The sequence below is a fragment of the Bradyrhizobium sp. GW821-FHT13H06 genome (genome assembly GCF_058803975.1).
Map to the genome: position 1 here is coordinate 1,180,687 of NZ_JBXAPN010000001.1, position 16,789 is coordinate 1,197,475.

18 protein-coding genes are annotated in these 16,789 nt (G+C 64.3%); 8 read left to right on the forward strand and 10 right to left on the reverse strand.

All coding sequences use genetic code 11. The features are described from left to right. Positions 1-22 precede the first annotated feature (22 nt). The 5 genes from denD to AC1RQP_RS05730 all read right to left on the reverse strand — a co-directional run bounded on the left by denD (position 23) and on the right by AC1RQP_RS05730 (position 5,534). Positions 23-1,009 (reverse strand): D-erythronate dehydrogenase, encoded by a 987-nt coding sequence (gene denD, locus AC1RQP_RS05710; protein WP_239623121.1) that lies wholly within the window; start codon positions 1,007-1,009, stop codon positions 23-25. Positions 1,010-1,073: 64 nt separating this feature from the next. Further along, complete coding sequence (locus AC1RQP_RS05715) at positions 1,074-1,997, reverse strand: carbohydrate ABC transporter permease (RefSeq protein WP_239623120.1); 924 nt, start codon at positions 1,995-1,997, stop codon at positions 1,074-1,076. A gap of 78 nt (positions 1,998-2,075) precedes the next feature. Beyond that, positions 2,076-2,993: a carbohydrate ABC transporter permease gene (locus AC1RQP_RS05720; RefSeq protein ID WP_197488609.1), complete on the reverse strand. Its 918-nt coding sequence runs from the start codon at positions 2,991-2,993 to the stop codon at positions 2,076-2,078. A gap of 100 nt (positions 2,994-3,093) precedes the next feature. Further along, the gene (locus AC1RQP_RS05725) at positions 3,094-4,413 is read right to left on the reverse strand and encodes an ABC transporter substrate-binding protein (RefSeq protein WP_492936204.1); all 1,320 of its coding nucleotides are present in this window, start codon (positions 4,411-4,413) and stop codon (positions 3,094-3,096) included. A gap of 53 nt (positions 4,414-4,466) precedes the next feature. Further along, positions 4,467-5,534, reverse strand: coding sequence for an ABC transporter ATP-binding protein (locus tag AC1RQP_RS05730; RefSeq protein ID WP_028179109.1), 1,068 nt, complete (start codon positions 5,532-5,534; stop codon positions 4,467-4,469). 202 nt (positions 5,535-5,736) lie between these two features. On the opposite strand from AC1RQP_RS05730, the gene gntR reads away from it, so the two are divergent. From gntR to AC1RQP_RS05755, 5 genes are all read left to right on the forward strand, one after another. Then, on the forward strand, positions 5,737-6,837 hold the full coding sequence (gntR, locus tag AC1RQP_RS05735; RefSeq protein WP_239623118.1) for an HTH-type transcriptional regulator GntR: 1,101 nt from the start codon (positions 5,737-5,739) through the stop codon (positions 6,835-6,837). Positions 6,838-6,960: 123 nt separating this feature from the next. After that, entirely contained in the window at positions 6,961-8,790 is a 1,830-nt protein-coding gene (locus AC1RQP_RS05740) for an IlvD/Edd family dehydratase (RefSeq protein WP_239623117.1), read from the forward strand. Between the two features lie 123 nt (positions 8,791-8,913). Further along, entirely contained in the window at positions 8,914-9,645 is a 732-nt protein-coding gene (locus AC1RQP_RS05745; protein ID WP_492936205.1) for an SDR family oxidoreductase, read from the forward strand. Positions 9,646-9,663: 18 nt separating this feature from the next. Next, positions 9,664-10,410: an SDR family NAD(P)-dependent oxidoreductase gene (locus tag AC1RQP_RS05750; protein ID WP_492936206.1), complete on the forward strand. Its 747-nt coding sequence runs from the start codon at positions 9,664-9,666 to the stop codon at positions 10,408-10,410. A 25-nt stretch (positions 10,411-10,435) separates the two neighbouring features. After that, positions 10,436-10,777 (forward strand): hypothetical protein, encoded by a 342-nt coding sequence (locus AC1RQP_RS05755; RefSeq protein WP_492936207.1) that lies wholly within the window; start codon positions 10,436-10,438, stop codon positions 10,775-10,777. A gap of 16 nt (positions 10,778-10,793) precedes the next feature. On the opposite strand, the gene AC1RQP_RS05760 is transcribed toward AC1RQP_RS05755, so the two are convergent. Next, positions 10,794-11,675: a DMT family transporter gene (locus tag AC1RQP_RS05760; protein ID WP_492936208.1), complete on the reverse strand. Its 882-nt coding sequence runs from the start codon at positions 11,673-11,675 to the stop codon at positions 10,794-10,796. A gap of 86 nt (positions 11,676-11,761) precedes the next feature. On the opposite strand from AC1RQP_RS05760, the gene AC1RQP_RS05765 reads away from it, so the two are divergent. The 3 genes from AC1RQP_RS05765 (at position 11,762) to AC1RQP_RS05775 (ending at position 13,865) form a co-directional block, all read left to right on the forward strand. Further along, on the forward strand, positions 11,762-12,628 hold the full coding sequence (locus AC1RQP_RS05765; RefSeq protein ID WP_492936388.1) for a LysR family transcriptional regulator: 867 nt from the start codon (positions 11,762-11,764) through the stop codon (positions 12,626-12,628). 75 nt (positions 12,629-12,703) lie between these two features. Continuing rightward, positions 12,704-13,384: a site-2 protease family protein gene (locus tag AC1RQP_RS05770; protein WP_061876814.1), complete on the forward strand. Its 681-nt coding sequence runs from the start codon at positions 12,704-12,706 to the stop codon at positions 13,382-13,384. A 58-nt stretch (positions 13,385-13,442) separates the two neighbouring features. Next, a complete protein-coding gene (locus AC1RQP_RS05775; protein ID WP_239629718.1) occupies positions 13,443-13,865 on the forward strand; it encodes a hypothetical protein in 423 nt (140 codons plus the stop codon). Here AC1RQP_RS05775 and AC1RQP_RS05780 read toward each other — a convergent pair. From AC1RQP_RS05780 to AC1RQP_RS05795, 4 genes are read right to left on the reverse strand one after another with little or no spacing between them, the layout of a single operon-like run. After that, complete coding sequence (locus tag AC1RQP_RS05780) at positions 13,853-14,665, reverse strand: energy transducer TonB family protein (RefSeq protein WP_239623110.1); 813 nt, start codon at positions 14,663-14,665, stop codon at positions 13,853-13,855. The genes AC1RQP_RS05775 and AC1RQP_RS05780 overlap by 13 nt on opposite strands. A 9-nt stretch (positions 14,666-14,674) precedes the next feature. Continuing rightward, on the reverse strand, positions 14,675-15,133 hold the full coding sequence (gene exbD / locus AC1RQP_RS05785; RefSeq protein WP_061876817.1) for a TonB system transport protein ExbD: 459 nt from the start codon (positions 15,131-15,133) through the stop codon (positions 14,675-14,677). Positions 15,134-15,136: 3 nt separating this feature from the next. Beyond that, on the reverse strand, positions 15,137-16,102 hold the full coding sequence (gene exbB / locus AC1RQP_RS05790) for a tonB-system energizer ExbB (RefSeq protein ID WP_492936209.1): 966 nt from the start codon (positions 16,100-16,102) through the stop codon (positions 15,137-15,139). Next, complete coding sequence (locus AC1RQP_RS05795; RefSeq protein ID WP_124158752.1) at positions 16,099-16,788, reverse strand: Fe2+-dependent dioxygenase; 690 nt, start codon at positions 16,786-16,788, stop codon at positions 16,099-16,101. The genes exbB and AC1RQP_RS05795 overlap by 4 nt, the downstream gene beginning before the upstream one ends. Position 16,789: the final 1 nt, after the last annotated feature.

Here is a 16,789-nt window from a genome sequence, read left to right on the forward strand (position 1 = left end):
TTGACCCGCTCAGTCAGAGGTCTCAGGCGACGAAATTGCCGCCGAGCTCGTCTTCGATGTGAATGCGGATGATATCGTCGAAAGTCTTCTCGGCCGTGGTGAAGCCGAGCTCGCGCGCACGCTTCGGGTCGAAATTGCGCGGCCAGCCGCCGACGATGCCGACGACGAAGGGATCCGGCTCGCGCTTGATACGGGCGGCGACCTTCTCGCCGGCGACGCGCTTCAAGGCCGCGATCTGCTCGCCGACCGTTGCCGACAGGCCCGGCATGGTCAGGTTGCGGCGCGGGCCGACGGTGGCAAGATCCATGGTGCCGGCGTGAAGCAGGAAGCCGACGGCCGAGCGCGGCGTGGCGTGCCAGTGGCGGACGTCCTCGGACACCGGCAGGATCGCTTCCTTGCCGGCGAGCGGCTCGCGCAGGATGTTGGAGAAGAAGCCCGATGCCGCCTTGTTGGGCAGGCCCGGCCGGATGCAGATGGTCGGCAGGCGGATGCCGATGCCGTCGAGGAAGCCGCGGCGCGAATAGTCGGCGAGCAGGAGTTCGCCGATCGCCTTCTGGGTGCCGTAGCTGAGCAGCGGGGTGTGGAAGAACTCGTCGCCGATCGCATCCGGAAACGGGGCACCGAACACCGCGATCGAGGACGTGAAGACGACGCGCGGCTTGTAGCCGCCGCCGACGAGCCTGATCGCATCGAGCAGCATCCGCGTGCCGTCGAGATTGATGCGGTAGCCCTTGTCGAAATCGAGCTCGGCTTCGCCAGAGACGATCGCGGCGAGATGGAAGATCACGTCGGGGCGGCCGGCGATCAGCTTCTCGGCCGCGCCCGGCACGGCGAAATCGCCCGACACGGTCTCGACGGGGAAACCGGCCTTCTCCGGCTTCTTGGGCTCGACCACGTCATGCATGGTCAATTTCGTGATGTCGCTCTTGCCGAGCCGGCCATCGCGCAACAACCGTTCACAGAATTTGCGGCCGACCATGCCGGCGGCGCCCAGAACCAGAATGTGCAAGAGCCTACTCCTTCTTATTGGCAGGAGCGCACCGCTCCCGATGCGCCCTCGGCAAGCCCCGCGATCATTCCTTCACGGCGCCGGTCATCGCCGACACATAATGCTCCACGAAGAAGGCGTAAAGGATCACGAGCGGCAGCGAACCGGCCAGGGCTCCGGCCATCAGCGATCCCCAGCGGTAGATGTCACCGTCCACGAACTCGTTGACGATCGCGACCGGCACCGTCTTGTTGCTGGTCGACTGCAGGAAGGTCAACGCATAGATGAACTCGTTCCAGCATAGCGTGAAGCAGAAGATGAAGGCCGAGATCAGCCCGGGAATCGCGAGCGGCACCACGATCTTGATCAGGATCTGCCAGCGGCTCGCCCCGTCGATCAGGGCGCACTCCTCGAGCTCGAAGGGGATGGTCTTGAAATAGCCCATCAACAGCCAGGTCGAGAACGGGATCAGGATCGTCGGATAGGTCAGGATCAGCGCCAGCGGCGAGTCGAAGAGGCCATACTGATACACGACGGTGGCGAGCGGAATAAACAGGATCGACGGCGGCACGAGATAGGCGAGGAAGATCAGCCCCCCGACGAGATTGGCGCCCTTGTAGCGCAACCGCACGATGGCGTAGGCCGCGAACACCGATGCGACGATCGAGAGCACCGTGGCGCAGATCGCCACGTACATCGTGTTCCAGAGCCAATGCGGGTAGTAGCTCTCGAACAGCAGCTTGTGGAAGTGCTTGAACGTGGGATTCCAGGTCCAGAACGGATTGTACTTGTCGAGATCGAGCAACTGCTCGTCGGGCTTCACCGACGTCAGCGCCATCCAGTAGAACGGGAACAGCAGGACGACGACGATGATCGTGAGCGGCAGATAGAGCGTCACGAGCCTGCGCGGTACCGACTGCAGGTAGCTCATGCCCTCGCTGTTGTCGACGCGCGACGGCGCCGATATGACGGCCTTGAGATCGACTTTCGAGGCAGGAAGATCAGTCATTGCTTTCTCCCTGTTGCCGCTTGCGACAGCGCGCGGGGCTTGCCCCGTTCGCGCGAGAAAACCGAAACAGCACGGGGGTCAGTCATTGCTTTCCCCCTGCTGCCACTTGCGACGCTGCAGGCCGAACCAGGACACCATGATCGCGGCGAGCAGGAACGGGATCATGGCGCTGGAGATCGCGGCCCCCTCGCCCAGCTGTCCGGCGATGATCGCGCGCTGATAGGACAGGGTTGCCATCAAATGGGTAGCATTGACGGGGCCGCCACGGGTCATCGCCCAGATCAGCTGGAAGTCGGTAAAGGTGAAGAGCACGGAGAAGGTCATCACGACGGCGATGATCGGCGTCAGCAGCGGATAGGTGATGTAGCGGAAATTCTGCCACCGCGTGGCGCCGTCGAGCGTTGCCGCCTCATAGAGCGAGGGCGAGACGGTTTGCAGGCCCGCGAGCAGCGTGATCGCGACGAACGGCACGCCGCGCCAGACATTGGCGAAGATCACGCAAATCCGCGCCCAGGTCGTGTCGCCGAGGAAGTTGATGTTCTGGCTGATCAGGCCGAGCTGCTTCAGCGACCAGGAAATGATCGAAAATTGCGAGTCGAAGATCCACCAGAAGGCGAGTGCCGAGAGCACGGTCGGAACGATGAAGGGGATGAGCACCATCGCGCGCAGCATCGCCTTGAAGGGCATGTGCTCATTGAGCAGCAGCGCGAGATAGAGTCCGATCGCGAATTTGAAGGCACTGGCGACGAAGGTGTAGAGCAGCGTATTGAACACCGACAGCCAGAAGATGGAGTCGTCCCAGAGCCACTCGTAGTTCTCGGTGGCGATGAACTGCCCGACCCTGCCGATGCGCGTGTCCGTGAACGACAGCCAGATGCCGAGCCCGAGCGGATAGGCCAGGAAGAAGATCAGGAACGCCATGGCCGGCACCATGAACCAGAAGCCGAGCCAGTTGCGATTGTATTTGAGCTGGGTCCAGGCGCTCGCCTCGCTCATCTGAGGCTTGGCCCGGGGAATTGCGACATCAGCCATGCCCGATATCCCTGATCGAAATGTTGACGAGCGGGCGGCCGGACGGCCGCCCGCCCCGTGACCGTCAGCGATAGATGCGCTTCAGCTGGCGCTCGGCATCCGCCATCGCGCCCTTCGTATCCTTGGCGCCGGTGCAGTAGTTGGCGAACATGTCGACGACGATGAAATCGGCGATTGCGGTCGCCGCCTTCTCGCCGACCGTGCCGATACCGGACGCAGGCAGCGTGCGCTTGGAGGCCTGCGAGAACACGGTGTTCTTGGGATCCGCCGTCCAGATCGGCGCCGTCTCGTAGGCGTTCAAGGTCTGGGTCAGGTAGCCCTGCGCGCCATCCAGCCACTTCTCGTAATTCTCCTTCTCCAGCATGAAGGCGACGAAGGCCTTCGCCGCGTTCGGATATTTGGTGAAGTTGAAGGCGAGGATCGGCAGAGCGAGCTGCAGTTCGGTCGGCTTGCCGACCGGACCGACCGGCCACAGCGCGTGATAGGTGTCCGCGGCAAGCTCCTTCTTGCTCGCGTCGGTTTTGGCGGCCACGTAGATCGAGATGCCGTTCGCCGTGCAATAGAGCTCTCCGGCGAGGAATGCCTTGTTGTTGGAGGAGTCGTTCCAGGACGCCGTGCCCGGGATGAAGCTCTCGTACAGCGCCTTGCAGTACTCCAGCGCCTTCGCCGTCTCCGGCGAATTGATGATGATCTTGTCGTTCTGGTCGACCGTGTAGGCGCCGTGCCCCCACAGCACCCAGTGCAGCCACGAATTGCCGTCGCCCGATGCGTGCCCGAGCGCGAAGCCGGCCGGCGTGTTGTTGGCCTTCAGGGCCTTGCACATTTCGAGGAAGCCGGGGAAATCCTTCGGGAATTCCTTGAAGCCAGCCTTGTCGAGCGCCGACTTGCGGTAGTTCATGTAGCCGCCGTTGGTCGCGACGGGAATGCCGAGCCAGTCGTTGCCGAGCTTGCAGGTCTTGGCGGCCGCATCGGTCCAGCCGCCGTATTTCTGGCCGAGATAATCGGCGACGTCGTTCATCTTCAGCACTTTGGTGGGGAAGAGCTGCGGCAGCGTGTGCAGGCCCCAGGCGAGATCGAGCCCGGAGCCGGTATTGGCCGCGACCGAGGCCTTCGGCTGCACGTCCTCGAAGGATTCGCTGAACACGTTCATCTCGGTGCCCGTGGCAGCCTTGAACGCCGCCACCATCGCGTTGAACGCATCGTCCTCCTGCGGCACGAAGCGCTTCCATCGCATCACGGTCAGCTTGGCGCCGGGCTCGGCCTTCCAGGGCGCGCTCTGCGCCCAGGCCTTGGCGAAGTCGAACAGTGCCGGCCCAGTCAGCATGCCGGTCGCAGCCAGTGCCGTTCCGCCTTGAAGCAGAGTCCGGCGGGTAAAGTCTTGCATGTTGTCCTCCCTGTGATGCTTTTTTGTCGTCTTATGCTTCGTGGTCTGATGCGCTAGGCGTTCATGCGTTTGCCTGTCGCATCGTCGAACAGATGAACCAGCGACGGGTCGGGCTTCAGCCGCACCTTGTCGCCCGGGTTGAACTGATGACGCTCGCGGAAGACCGCGACGACCTGCTCGCCGCCGACCTTGGCGAACACTTGCGTCTCCGAGCCGGTCGGCTCGACCACGATGATCTCTGCCTCGGCGCCGTCATCGGCGATGGTGAAGTGCTCCGGCCGCACACCGTAGACTGCGGGCCGGCCGTCCGAGCCCGCCGGCGCGGTCTTGAGCGGCAGCTTGACGCCGTTCGGCCCCTCGAAGGTGGCAACGCCGTTGACGCGAACATGACCTTTGAGGAAGTTCATCGCGGGCGAGCCGATGAAGCCGGCGACGAACTGGTTGTCCGGTTTGTCGTAGAGCTCGAGCGGCGTGCCCATCTGCTCGACGATGCCGTCATGCATGACGACGATCTTGTCGGCCATGGTCATGGCCTCGATCTGGTCGTGGGTGACGTAGACGGTCGTCGTCTTCAGCCGCTGGTGCAGCTCCTTGATCTCGGTGCGCATCGCGACGCGCAGCTTGGCATCCAGGTTCGACAGCGGCTCGTCGAACAGGAAGACCTGCGGATCGCGCACGATGGCGCGGCCCATGGCAACGCGCTGGCGCTGGCCGCCGGAAAGCTGGCGCGGATAGCGGTCGAGCAGCGGCGACAGCGCGAGGATCTCGGCGGCGCGCTTGACGCGCTTGTTGATCTCGTCCGAGCTGGCATTGCGGAGCTTCAGCGAGAAGCCCATGTTCTCGGCCACCGTCATGTGCGGATAGAGCGCGTAGTTCTGGAACACCATCGCAATGTCCCGCTCCTTGGGCTGGACATTGTTGACGACGCGGTCGCCGATCGAGATCGTGCCGGAGGTGATGTTCTCGAGCCCGGCGAGCATGCGCAGAAGAGTCGACTTGCCGCAGCCGGAGGGGCCAACCAGGACGACGAACTGGCCGTCCTCGATCGGAATCGTCACGCCGTGCAGGACTTCAAAGTTGCCGAACGATTTCCGCACGTCGCGGATTTGCACAGACGACATCTAGCTCCCTCCTCGAAAGTCCACGACGCCTCTCGCGCCGCGACCGTCTTGTTTTTTCAGACTTCACCGAACGAAGCCCGATCTTAGCGGGCGACATTGTCGGTAGTTTGTGCGGTTTTGGCAATTTGTCTTTGGTTAGTCGTTGCTGGTAGCGCTGTCAACGTTCCTTTGTTTGCAGGACTGACTGTGTTAAGAGCAGCAAATGGGTCGAAAACGCACCAAGTCAGGCAAAATCCGGCTGGCCGAAGTCGCCGAGCTCGCCGGCGTCAGCCCGATCACCGCGTCCCGCTTCTTCCGCAATCCGGAGGCCCTGTCGGTCGCCAAGCGGACGCGGGTCGAGAGCGCCGCCAAGGAGCTCGGCTATGTGCCCAACCTTGCCGCACGGGCACTGGCCTCGCAACGCACCGAAGTCATCGGTGTATTGATCCCTTCTCTCACCAATAACGTGTTCTCGGACGTGCTGCGCGGCATCTATGACGCGTCAGAGGGCAGCCGTTACTCGATCCAGTTGTCCAACACGCGCTACAGCATTCTCCAGGAAGAGAAGTTGCTGCGCCTGTTTCTGGCGCAGAAGCCGGCCGGGCTGATCGTCACCGGCATCGACCAGACCGCCGAGTCCCGCGCGATGCTGGAGGCCGCGGACTGCCCGATCGTGCAGATCATGGAGATCGGGCCCGATCCGGTCGACATGATGATCGGCTTTTCGCACTATGATGCAGCCCGCGCGGCGGTTGCGCACCTGTTCGAGCAAGGTCACCGCAAGATCGGCTTCGTCGGTGCGCGCATGGATCCGCGGGTGCAGCGGCGGCTGGACGGATATGTCTCGGCCATGAAGGACGCCGGACTGTTCGAGCAGCGCCTCGTCGTCACGACGGCCACGCCGACTTCGGTGACGCTCGGCGGAGCCCTGTTCACCGATCTCCTGGCGCGCGAGCCCGACATCGATGCGGTGTTCTGCGCCAATGACGACCTCGCGCTCGGCGTGCTGTTCGAATGCCGGCGCCGGGAGATCGCAGTCCCCGGGCAGATCGCGATCGTCGGCTTCAACGACCTCGAATTCATGGCCTCCGCCGTCCCCACCCTCACCAGCATCCGCACCAACCGCTACGAGATGGGAAAGACGGCCGCCACCATGCTGATCAACGCGATCGAAGGGCGGCGCCCGGAGCAGCCGGTGCTCGATCTCGGCTTCAAGGTGATCGAGCGTCAAAGCTCGTTGGCACGACGTTCGGACAGCAGGCCAGCCGTTTCCGGCGCGGGTGCGGTGAACAAAATGATAGCGTTACCAAGTAGCCACGACTAGTATCGGAATCGTGAGGAAACGACCCGCCAGCCGGGAAGGCAGATCATCGCTCGCGCCGTTGGGCATCGCACATGCCGACGCCATGAGACGGACGCCAGTGCGTTTGCATTGCAGGAGAAACCAATGACAAAGAAACCAACCAATGGGCATGCCGCCGGCAGCAACGGTTCTCGCCGCCACCTTCGCTCGCAGGAATGGTTCAACAACCCGCACAACCCGGGCATGACCGCGCTCTACATGGAGCGGTATCTGAATTACGGCCTCACCCGTGCCGAGTTGCAGTCGGGCAAGCCGATCATCGGCATCGCCCAGACCGGCAACGACCTCTCTCCCTGCAACCGCCACCACATCGAGCTCGCCCATCGCGTCCGCGAGGGCATCCGCGAAGCCGGCGGCATCGCGATGGAATTCCCGACTCACCCGATCCAGGAGACCGGCAAGCGCCCGACCGCGGCGCTCGACCGCAACCTCGCCTATCTCGGGCTGGTCGAGGTCCTCTACGGCTATCCGCTCGACGGCGTCGTGCTCACCACCGGTTGCGACAAGACCACGCCGGCCTGCATGATGGCGGCGGCCACCGTGAACCTGCCCGCGATCGTGCTGTCGGGCGGCCCGATGCTGAACGGCTGGCACAATGGCGAGCGCACCGGCTCCGGCACCATCGTATGGAAATCGCGCGAGCGGCTCGCGGCCGGCGAGATCGACTATGAAGAGTTCATGGAGATCGTGGCCTCGTCGGCACCCTCGGTCGGCCACTGCAACACGATGGGCACCGCCTCGACCATGAACGGGCTTGCCGAAGCGCTCGGCTTCTCGCTGCCGGGCTGCGCGGCGATCCCCGCCCCCTATCGCGAGCGCGGCCAGATCGCCTACGAGACCGGAAAACGCATCGTCGAGATGGTCTGGGAAGACCTGAAGCCCTCGGACATCCTGACCCGCAAGGCGTTCGAGAACTGCATCGTGATCAACTCGGCCATCGGCGGCTCGACCAACGCGCCGATCCACATCAACGCGCTGGCCCGCCACATCGGCGTCGAGCTCTCGATCGAGGACTGGCAGAAGGTCGGCCACGACGTGCCGCTGCTCGTCAACATGCAGCCGGCCGGCTTCTATCTCGGCGAGGAATTCCACCGCGCCGGCGGCGTGCCGGCGGTGGTGCGCGAGCTGATGAAGCACAAGCGCATCCATGAGGACGCCGTCACGGTCAACGGCCGCGGCATCGGCGAGAACTGCAAGAATGCGCCGGAGCCCGACAACGACGTGATCTGGGCGTACGACAAGCCGCTGGTGAAGGATGCCGGCTTCCTGGTGCTGAAGGGCAATTTGTTCGATTCCGCGATCATGAAGACCTCCGTGATCTCCAAGGAATTCCGCGACCGCTATCTCAGCAACCCGAAGGATCTCAACGCCTTCGAGGGCCGCGCCATCGTGTTCGAGGGTCCGGAGGACTATCACGCGCGGATCGACGATCCCTCGCTCGACATCGACGAGCGCTGCGTGCTGTTCATCCGCGGCACCGGCCCGATCGGCTATCCCGGCGGCGCCGAAGTCGTGAACATGCAGCCGCCGGCGGCGCTGATCAAACGCGGCATCCTGTCCCTGCCCTGCATCGGCGACGGCCGCCAGTCCGGCACCTCGGGCTCGCCCTCCATCCTCAATGCTTCGCCGGAAGCCGCCGCCAATGGCGGTCTTGCGATCCTGAAGACCGGAGACAAGGTGCGTATCGACCTCAACAAGGGCAGCGCCAACATCATGATCTCGGACGAGGAGCTGAAGAAGCGCCATGCCGAGCTCAGGGCCAATGGCGGCTTCAAGCATCCGCCGAACCAGACGCCGTGGCAGGAGATCTACCGCAACACCGTCGGCCAGCAGTCGACGGGTGCCTGCATGGAGCTTGCCACGCGTTATCAGAACGTCGCCGGCACGTTTGGCGTGGCGCGGGATAATCACTAGGCCAAGTGCGCGTAGCCCGGGTGAGCGAAGCGACACCCGGGACCCCGCTCCCGGATATCGCGCTCGCGCGCTCATCCGGGCCACGGCACTGACAACCAAATTCAAGGTGAGGAGAACAGCAAAATGGCAGACCGCCTCAAGGGCAAGCGCGCCGTCGTCACGGCTGCTGCGGCAGGCATCGGGCGCGCATGCGCGATCGCATTCGCGCGCGAAGGCGCAGCCGTGATCGCCACCGACATCAACGAGGCCGGAATCGCGAGCCTGACCAAGGAAGGCATCGCCGAGGTCGCCAGGCTCGACGTCCGCAACACCGCCGACGTCAACGCCTTTGCCAAGCGCGTCGGCAAGATCGACATCCTGCTCAACGCGGCGGGCTTCGTGCACCACGGCACCATCCTGGAATGCTCGGAAGAGGATTTCGACTTTTCGTTCGACCTCAACGTCAAGTCGATGCACCGGACCATCAGGGCCTTCCTGCCCGAGATGCTGGCGGGGGACGGCGGCAGCATCGTCAACATCTCGTCCTGCGCGGCGCTGCGGCCGCCGGCCAACCGCTACGTCTACAGCTCGTCGAAGGCCGCGGTGTCGCTGCTGACGCGCGCGGTCGCGCTCGACTTCATCACCAAGGGCATCCGCTGCAACTCGATCTGCCCCGGCACCGTCGAGACGCCTTCGATGCTCGACCGCGCCGCCGCGCAAGGACCGCAGGGCAAGGAGATGTTCATCTCCCGCCAGAAGATGGGCCGGCTCGGCACCGCCGAGGAGATCGCGTCCATGGCGGTCTATCTCGGCAGCGACGAGAGCGCCTTCACCACCGGCGTCGATCTGGTCGTCGACGGCGGCTACATGCTCTGACGCTCGGGAGCAAATCTCATGAACAAGATCGATCTCAACGGCCGCGTCGCCATCGTCACGGGCGGCGCTCAGGGCTTTGGCCGTGCCATCACCGAGCGCTTTGTCGCGTCAGGCGCCAAGGTCGCGATCTGGGATTTCGACGCTACACTCGCCGAGAAGACGGCGAAAGAGATTGGCGGCGACACAAAAGTCTTCAAGGTCGACGTCACCGACACCGCGGCCGTCGAGCAGGCGCGCGACGCCACGCTCGCCGCCTTCGGCAAGGTCGACATCCTCGTCAACAATGCCGGCATCGCCGGCGTCAACAAGCCGGTCTGGGAGACCGACCTCGAGGAATGGCGCAAAGTGCTACGCATCAACCTCGACGGCCCCTTCATCGTCTGCAAGGCCATCGTGCCCATTATGCTCAAGCAGAAATACGGGCGCATCGTGAACATCGCCTCGATCGCCGGCAAGGAAGGCAATCCCAACGCGGCGCATTATTCGGCCTCCAAGGCCGGCCTGATCGCGCTGACGAAATCGCTCGGCAAGGAGTTGGCCGCACATGACATCCTGGTGAATGCGGTGACGCCGGCCGCGGCCAAGACCGCGATCTTCGACCAGATGACGCAGCAGCATATCGACTTCATGCTGTCGAAGATTCCGAAGGGACGGTTCGTGCTGGTGGAAGAGCTCGCCGCGATGGTGGCCTGGCTCGCATCTGAGGATTGCGCGTTCTCGACCGGCGCGGTGTTCGACATCTCCGGTGGACGCGCGACCTATTGAGGAGCGCCATGATCCGGGAAGGTGGATGCCTGTGCGGCGCGTGCGGTTCGAGGCGGAGGACGAGCCGCTCAACGTCCGCCACTGCGATGAGGAGAGCTTGATGGAGTTCTATTGGGAAGCCAAGGACGACAAGTGGTTCCTGCGTCCCGCCGTCGAGGCGCCAGAGCAGGCTCCTATCACCGTCGAGCAGGAGGACTGGTATTGGCTCGTGAAGATCGGTGGTCGTCCTCTCAATTTCCGCTTCACGGGTCTGATAGGAGCGAGGCAAAGCGCTTGGGAGTACGTCAAGCGCTACAGTCACATGCACTATGGCATCAAGTCGGTCACGCTGCGGTCGATTGAGGAGCCTTCGCGATCAGTCTCATGATGACCATCGAGCTTGTTCATCGCCTGCCTTTGCCCGCGGTCGTCGCGATCCAGATCCCGGCAAACACCGCGACGACGCCGGCCGCCAGATTCCAGCGCAGCGGCTCGTTCAGCAGCCAGGCCCCGACCAGCGATGCCGTGACCGGATTGACCGTCACCGAGATCGCGACGCGCGTCGGCGTCGTCCGCTCCAGCGCGAAGGCCCAGAGATAGAAGGTCAGCGCCGCGCCGAAGGCACCCAGATAGAGGGCTCCCAGCCACTGCGGCATCCCGAAGCCCGCGGCGGGCGCAAAACTGCCGCGGATAGACGCGAGCAGGATGAGGCAGGCCGCGCCGGCCGCCATGCTCATGGTCGTAAAGGCGATCGGACTGGAGCGCCGGATCAGCGGCTTCGACCAGATGCCGTACAGCGCCATGCACAGTGCAGCCGCCATCATCAGGAGATCGCCGCGCCAGGCGCCCGACGGGGCTGAGGTCAGGTCGGACAGAAGCGCCACCGCAACGCCAAGGGTCGCGATCACGACACCGACCGATTTGCGCCAGGTCAGGGCTTCGGCGCCGAGCGCAGCCGCGATCACGAGCGACAGCAAAGGAAGCGTCGACAGAGCCAGCGCGCCGCGCGCGGCGGTCGTGAAGATCAGCGACGCGTTGAACAGGATCGGAAACAGCGCGAAGAACAGGATGCCGAGCGTGACGGCGGCAGCCCAGTCCCCTCGCTTCGGCCAGCGATCGCCGCGCAGCAGCGCCAGCGGCAGCAACAGGAGAAAGCCGATGCCGAACCGGAACGAGCCGATCGCGAGCGGATCGATGCTCCCCACGAGATAGCGCGTGGCACCAATGGACGTCCCGCCCAGCGCGCTCGACAACACGGCGGCAAGAACGCCGAGAACCTCGCCCACGATTCCTCCCGATGGCTTTCGGTCAGCATAGGAGACGCGCCGAAACGGGGAATGGAATTTCCGTCATGCCAGGATTAGTTTTCGTCATGACCCCGCCCGATCTCGACCCCGACCTTCTGAGGGCCTTCCTCGCCGTTGCCGATCATCGGTCGTTCACGCGCGCGGCCGCGATCCTCAACCGCACCCAATCGGCGGTGAGCGTCCAGATCAGGCGCCTCGAAGAGCGGCTGAACGTCAGGCTGTTTCACCGCACAAGGTCGGGCGTGGCGCTGAGCGCGGCCGGTCACGAGCTGCTCGTCTATGCAAGACGGCTTCTCGACCTCAATGCAGAAGCGGTCGATGCGCTCCGCCCGCGCAAGCCCGATGCCGTGGTCCGTCTCGGCGTGATGGACGATTACGGCACGATCGTCATTCCGCCATTGCTGGCGCATTTTGCCAGAAGCCGTCCGGAGATCCGGGTCGACATCGAGACGGGGCTGACGGCGACGATGCCGGCCCGGCTCGGCGAAGACTATGACCTTGTTATCGCCATGCATCCGGTACGAAGCGGCAATGGCGAGCTGCTGCGGCGCGAGCAGGCAGTCTGGGCCGCAGCCGCGTCATATTCAGCCGGGGCGCAGCACTCCACGCTCCCCGTCGCACTCTACCCGCCGGGCTGCCTGTTCCGCCAGTGGGCCACTGAGGCCCTCGATGCCGCCGGCCGCCCGTGGCGGCTCGCCTTCGTCAGCCGGAGCCTCGCGGCGGTGGAAGCGATCGCGGTGCAGGGCCTCGCGATCACGGTCGTGAAGGCGGGCATTCTGCCCCCTCGCCTGCGCGTTCTGTCCGAGCGCGACGGCCTGCCACCGCTGCCGGCGGCGGATATCCGCCTCCACCGCGCGCGCAACCTGTCGCGTCCGGCGGCACTGCTGGCGGATCATCTGCAGCGGGCAATTTCGGAATCGGGCGCCATATAACAGTAGATCGTAAAGCGTTGTGGCCCTATACGGCCAGCTTTGCAAAGCGCGCGTGCGAACCGGGACGGACGAGCCGTGAACATCTCCTTCTATGATCTTTCCGTCTGGGTGCTGCCGCTGGTGCTCGCGATCACCTTTCATGAGGCCGCGCATGCCTTCGTCGCGGACCGGCTCGGGGACAATACGGCCTCGCAGCTCGGCCGCGTCAGCTTCAACCCGCTTCGGCATATCGATCCGTTCGGCACCCTGATCCTGCCCGCGATGCTGCTATTCGCGCATTCGCCATTCCTGTTCGGCTATGCCAAGCCGGTGCCGGTGAACTTCCGCAAGCTGAACAACCCCAGGCTCGACATGGTCTGGGTGGCGCTGGCTGGGCCCGTCACCAACATCCTGCTGGCGCTGGCCGCGGCCCTCGCCTTCCATGCCCTGCCCCTGGTGCCCGCGAGCTCGGCGAAATGGGTTGCGGACAACCTCAAGAATGCCCTCGTGATCAACGCGATCCTGGCCGTGTTCAACATGATGCCGATTCCGCCGCTCGATGGCGGACGCGTTGCGGTCGGGCTGCTGCCCCGCCCCCTCGCCGCGCCGCTGTCCCGGCTCGAGCCGTTCGGTATGCTGATCCTGATCGGCCTGTTGATCCTGCTGCCGCTTGCGGGTTCGCAGTTCGGTCTAAATCTTGATGTTATTTCAGCAATACTGCGAACGTTGACCGGTTATGTGATTCAGGCTGTTCTGTTTCTGACCGGCAACGTTTAGTTGAACAGAACACTCCCACGCCGAAGGGCCAGAGGCCGACTTGGTCAAAGCTGCCGATATGCTGATCGCGCGACGCGCCGACACCCGCGCCCGCGCCGATTTTGCCACCTGGAACATGATGGCCAAGCTCAACGGGGCGTCCGCACTGCCACCCGAGGCCCAGGAGTTCCTCGCCAGCTACAGGAATCTGCTGACGCAGATGAGCGAGAACGAGGCCAGCGAAGCCACCATCGGCGCGATCTACAGGGCCTATTATGTCGAGATGGGTGGCGCCGGATCGCCGCCCGACGTCCGCACCCGTCCGCCTGAACCAGCGGCGGACAATGTTACCGCCTTCCGCCGGCCGGCGCCGAAACCGAAGAAGGCCGCCTCCTTCGGGGCGGCGGCATTCGCTGGAAGCCAGAAACGGCCGCTCCCGGTAGCGCTGATCTTTGTGTGCCTGGTCGTGGTCTATGTCGGGATCCGGCTCTACTGGCGCTGAGCCGTCTTTTTCTTCTTCGCGTCCGGCGGAGTGAAGATGATGTCGACCGTACGTTCGAACCGGTCTTCGGTCAGTCCGGCGGGCGGCTGCGGGATGGGATCGGACTTGCGGACGATCGACACCGCCGCCGCATCGTAGGCTCCGTCTCCCGACGACTCCACCACATCCACCGACAGCACGTTGCCCTTCCGGTTGATGGCGAAGCTCACCTTGACCTTCTGGTTATTGGGCACTTTGCCGTCCGGGTTGACCTTGTGCAGCGCCAGATGCGCGCTGATCTTGCGGTTCCAATCGGCCGTCAGCTTCAGGATGTCCTTGCCGATACCGATGACGGGCGCCAGCGCCTTCTCGGCCTCGCGCGCATCCTCCTCAAGCGTCTGCCGCGCGGTCGCAACCGATTTCGGCGAGGCTTCGGCGGCCGGGGTCTCGACCGCCTGAATCTTCGGATCGTCCTCCGTCGGCTTCTTCGCGTTGTTCTCGGTCACGACGCGGTCGGGATCCTCGACCTCCTGCGACAGATCCTTTGGAAGCTCCGTCTCCTTGGTCTCGGCCTTCTGCTCGGGGAGCGCCTGCTGTTCCTGCATCGCTTCGCTGTCGGGTCCGGGCGGCAGATCGGTTTCGGGCGCCTTGGGCGATGCCATTTCCACGGCGAACTCTGCACCGTTGGCACCAAGGCCGTCGCCATCGTCGTCAGTGCGCAAATGGGCCAGCGCGAGCGCAGCACCACCCAGATGGAGCGCGAGCGCCGCCACTGCCGCCAAGATCCAGAGCTTCCGGGATGGTCTGAGTTCGTCCGACATGACGGGCCTCTAAGGCTGAGCAGCGCCTGGCGCAGGCGCCCCAGGCGCGCCTTCCAGCGCGACCAGTTTCACCCGCGTATAGCCGCCTGAGCGCAAGAGCTCCATAACTCCCATCAATTCGCCATACGGCACCGAACGATCGGCGCGCAGGAACACATACTTATCCTTGCTCATGTCGGACAGGCCGTCGAGGGTGCCGATCAACTCGGCCCGGTGAACCGGGTTCTCTCCGATCGCGAGCGTCAGATCGGGCTTGATGCTCAGATAGGTCGGCTTGTCCGGCTTCTTCTGCGGCGTCGCGCTCGACGTCGGCAGATCGATCGGCAGGTCGACCGTAGAAAGCGGCGCTGCGACCATGAAGATGATCAGCAGCACCAGGATGACGTCGATGAACGGCGTGACGTTGATGTCATGCGTCTCCGAGAAATCGTCGTCTTCGCCGTCGTTGTCTGCGAGCGAAACGCCCATGGTTCACTCCGCTGCGCGCGAATGCACGCTGCCGTGGCTACGGTCGAGATCGCGCGAGAGCAGCCGTCCCGCCGCGCCCGAGGCGCGGCTGACGAGTTCGAGATAGCCCTTCGTCACGCGCGAAAAATGGTTGTAGATGATGACGGCGGGAATGGCGGCGACGAGGCCGATCGCGGTGGCGAGCAGCGCTTCGGCAATGCCGGGCGCGACCACGGCGAGGTTCGTGGTCTGCGACTTCGAGATTCCGATGAAGCTGTTCATGATGCCCCAGACCGTGCCGAACAGGCCCACGAAGGGCGAGGTCGAGCCGATGGTCGCAAGCACGCCCATGCCGATCCGGATGCGCCGCTGTTCCGCGCGCACGATCTCGGAAAAGCTGGAGGCCGCGCGCTCCTTGATGCCGGCATCGCTGGACAGGCCGGCCGACATCCGCGCCTCGCGCAGCGCTGCCGCCAGGAAGGACGGCAGGATGCCCTGCTTGGTGCCGAGGGCCATCTGCGCTTCGGCGAGCGAGCGCGCCTCCGCAATCTTCTTCAGTGCCGAACGAAGCTTGGTGGATGCGACCGAGAGCTCGATCGACTTGGCGATGAAGACAGTCCAGGTCATCAGCGAGGCGAAGGCGAGCCCGATCATCACCGCCTTCACGATGACGTCCGCCGACATGAACATCACCCAGGGCGACAATTCCTTCATGGCCGGCGCGACGGCGGCCACATCGGGCTTTGCGGTCGTCGAAACGGTGGCCGCGGGAGGCGCCGTGGGAGCGGCTGGCGTCGAAGCCGAAGGCGCCGGCGCTGCGGGCGCGGAAGCTCCTGGCGCCATCGGGGGCGGGCCGGCCGGGGCCGGCTGAGCCACCGATTGCGCCGGTGCCGGGGGGCTTTGTGTCTGGGCAGAAACGGGGGATGCGAGCCAAGTGGCCGCCAGCATCAAAGCTGCGGCAAGGCTTGCTTGGAAGGACATCGTCTTCATACTTCGGCCCAGTAGCGAATGAGGTTGTGATAGATACCCGTCAATTTGACCGTTTCGGGATCGTCACGCCCGAGCCGTTCCACCAGCGCCTGTATCGCGGTGTCGAGGTCAAAGATCATGCTCCGAGCTTGATCGTCCCGTATCATGCTCTGAAGCCAGAAGAAAGACGCAACCCGCGTTCCCCTGGTCACGGGGGTAACCAGATGAAGGCTGGTCGAGGGATAGAGCACGCAGTCCCCGGCTGGCAACTTGACCTCGTGCGAACCATAGGTGTCCTCGATCACAAGTTCGCCACCGTCGTACTCCTCCGGTTCGGCGAGGAACAGCGTGACCGACAGGTCCGTGCGGATGCGAAGGCCGGTCAGGCGGTCGCCGCGGATCGCATTGTCGACGTGCAGGCCGAAATGATGGCCGCTGCTCGCCGCATAGCGGTTGAACAGCGGCGGGAAGATCTGCAGCGGGATCGCTGCCGCAATAAAGCGCGGGTTCGAGGTCAGCGCCGAGATGATGCGGTTGCCGAGCTTGCGCGCGACCTCGCTGTCCGGCGGCAATTGCTCGTTGCGCTTGACCATCGCCGACTGCGCGCCGGCGGTGGAGCGACCGTCCTCCCAATCGCTGACGTCCATGATGCGGCGGAAATCCGCCACATCATCCTTGCTGAGAACGCCAGGCAGGCAGGTCAACATG

Excerpts from the sequence above, each read along its gene's own strand:
- AC1RQP_RS05745 (WP_492936205.1), top strand. The coding sequence starts at position 8,914 with ATGGCAGACCGCCTCAAGGGCAAGCGCGCCGTCGTCACGGCTGCTGCG.
- exbD (WP_061876817.1), bottom strand. The coding sequence starts at position 15,133 with ATGGGCGTTTCGCTCGCAGACAACGACGGCGAAGACGACGATTTCTCG.
- AC1RQP_RS05755 (WP_492936207.1), top strand. The coding sequence starts at position 10,436 with ATGCCTGTGCGGCGCGTGCGGTTCGAGGCGGAGGACGAGCCGCTCAAC.
- AC1RQP_RS05715 (WP_239623120.1), bottom strand. The coding sequence starts at position 1,997 with ATGACTGATCTTCCTGCCTCGAAAGTCGATCTCAAGGCCGTCATATCG.
- AC1RQP_RS05720 (WP_197488609.1), bottom strand. The coding sequence starts at position 2,993 with ATGAGCGAGGCGAGCGCCTGGACCCAGCTCAAATACAATCGCAACTGG.
- AC1RQP_RS05740 (WP_239623117.1), top strand. The coding sequence starts at position 6,961 with ATGACAAAGAAACCAACCAATGGGCATGCCGCCGGCAGCAACGGTTCT.
- AC1RQP_RS05765 (WP_492936388.1), top strand. The coding sequence starts at position 11,762 with ATGACCCCGCCCGATCTCGACCCCGACCTTCTGAGGGCCTTCCTCGCC.
- AC1RQP_RS05730 (WP_028179109.1), bottom strand. The coding sequence starts at position 5,534 with ATGTCGTCTGTGCAAATCCGCGACGTGCGGAAATCGTTCGGCAACTTT.
- gntR (WP_239623118.1), top strand. The coding sequence starts at position 5,737 with ATGGGTCGAAAACGCACCAAGTCAGGCAAAATCCGGCTGGCCGAAGTC.
- AC1RQP_RS05725 (WP_492936204.1), bottom strand. The coding sequence starts at position 4,413 with ATGCAAGACTTTACCCGCCGGACTCTGCTTCAAGGCGGAACGGCACTG.
- exbB (WP_492936209.1), bottom strand. The coding sequence starts at position 16,102 with ATGAAGACGATGTCCTTCCAAGCAAGCCTTGCCGCAGCTTTGATGCTG.
- AC1RQP_RS05780 (WP_239623110.1), bottom strand. The coding sequence starts at position 14,665 with ATGTCGGACGAACTCAGACCATCCCGGAAGCTCTGGATCTTGGCGGCA.
- AC1RQP_RS05750 (WP_492936206.1), top strand. The coding sequence starts at position 9,664 with ATGAACAAGATCGATCTCAACGGCCGCGTCGCCATCGTCACGGGCGGC.
- AC1RQP_RS05775 (WP_239629718.1), top strand. The coding sequence starts at position 13,443 with ATGCTGATCGCGCGACGCGCCGACACCCGCGCCCGCGCCGATTTTGCC.
- AC1RQP_RS05795 (WP_124158752.1), bottom strand. The coding sequence starts at position 16,788 with ATGTTGACCTGCCTGCCTGGCGTTCTCAGCAAGGATGATGTGGCGGAT.